This is a genomic window from Streptococcus parasanguinis (assembly GCF_001578955.1).
Lineage (GTDB): Bacteria > Bacillota > Bacilli > Lactobacillales > Streptococcaceae > Streptococcus > Streptococcus parasanguinis_U.
The window spans coordinates 54,783-56,114 of the sequence record NZ_KQ969689.1; the positions used below are offsets into that span (position 1 = coordinate 54,783).

The following is a 1,332-nucleotide window of genomic DNA, read 5'->3' on the forward strand; positions in this document are numbered from 1 at the left end:
TACGAGCAAATTTAACAGTACGCAATTTCATAACGAAATCGTCAACGAATTCTTGGATTTCTGATTCAGTGTAAGTACCACGAGCCAAGTCACGTTCTGCGTAGATATCCAAAACGATTGGAACACGTCCAAGAGAAGTAGCAGCACCGTTGATGACACGGCAGACAGCCATGAAGGCAATGTTTGTCCATTGGATTGCTTCTTTTGTATCGAAGGCAGGACGACGAACGTCTACACCATAAAGATCACCCAAGCGAACAACTTCTTTCAAAGCTTGGTATTGAAGGTTTACTTCTTCACGAAGGCGAATTGATTCTTCATCGATTTCAGTGATAGAGTTCCAGTCGCTTGCTTTTTCAGCCATCAAGTAGTCAGCACCGTAAAGAGCCAAACGAGCGTAAACCCCAATGATACGTCCACGAGAGTATGCATCTGGAAGACCAGTTACAGTGTGAGCGTGGCGGGCACGACGGATGTTTGTAGTGTAAGCGCGGAAGATACCATCGTTTACAGTAGTTACATATTTAGTGAAGATTTCATGAACAGCTGGATCTGGTTCGTATCCATTTTCTTTCAAAGTAGTTTCAGCCATACGGATACCACCTTTTGGCATGAAGTTCAACTTGAAGAGTTCATCGTTTTGGATACCAAAGATGACTTCGTTTTCTTTGTCGATATATCCAGCTGCGATATCAGCGATAGATGTTGGACGGTTATCGTATGGGAAACGAGTTTCTTCATAATGAGCTTTTGTTTCTTCAACAATTTTTTTGATATGAAGAGAACGTTCAGTTGGACCAGCTAAGAAGCTTTCATCTCCATCATATGGTGTGTAGTTAGCTTGAACGAAGCGAGAAACGCTTGCTTTTTCTTTCCAATCTTCACCTTTGAAGCCTTCCCAGGCTTTGTCAAAAATATCTTGTGCTTCAACGACTGTTTTAACAACCATTACTATTTTCCTCTATTATCTTTCTAGCAACTACATCTGTTGCATTTACACTAGTAGTATACCATACAGAAACCGGTTACACAAAGACAAATTGTGAAAAATGGCAGATTCTTTTATAATACAGTTCTTGATTCGATGTTGTTCTGTACTATATTTTTGAAAACGTGCGCCGTTTTCCATCGATTTTCAAAGTTTTGCGGAAGTTTGATTTTTGCAATTCTAAAATTTTCTTCCTATAATAGAAAGAAAGGAGGGTGAAAAATGCTGATATTTCCATTAGTGAATGATACGAGTCGCAAGATTATTCATATTGACATGGATGCATTTTTTGCTGCCGTCGAAGAAAGAGATAACCCTAGTTTAAAGGGGAAGCCTGTCGTAAT

General features: G+C 39.7%; 2 protein-coding genes. One reads left to right on the plus strand and one right to left on the minus strand.

From position 1 onward, the window contains the following. Nucleotides 1-949, minus strand: a 949-nt coding sequence (locus SPADD19_RS12130) for a pyruvate formate lyase family protein (RefSeq protein ID WP_277619454.1), incomplete at its 3' end; no start/stop codon positions are given. Nucleotides 950-1,264: 315 nt separating this feature from the next. Here SPADD19_RS12130 and SPADD19_RS13150 point away from each other — a divergent pair. Further along, on the plus strand, nucleotides 1,265-1,332 hold a 68-nt coding region (locus SPADD19_RS13150; protein WP_423170604.1), incomplete at its 3' end, for a Y-family DNA polymerase.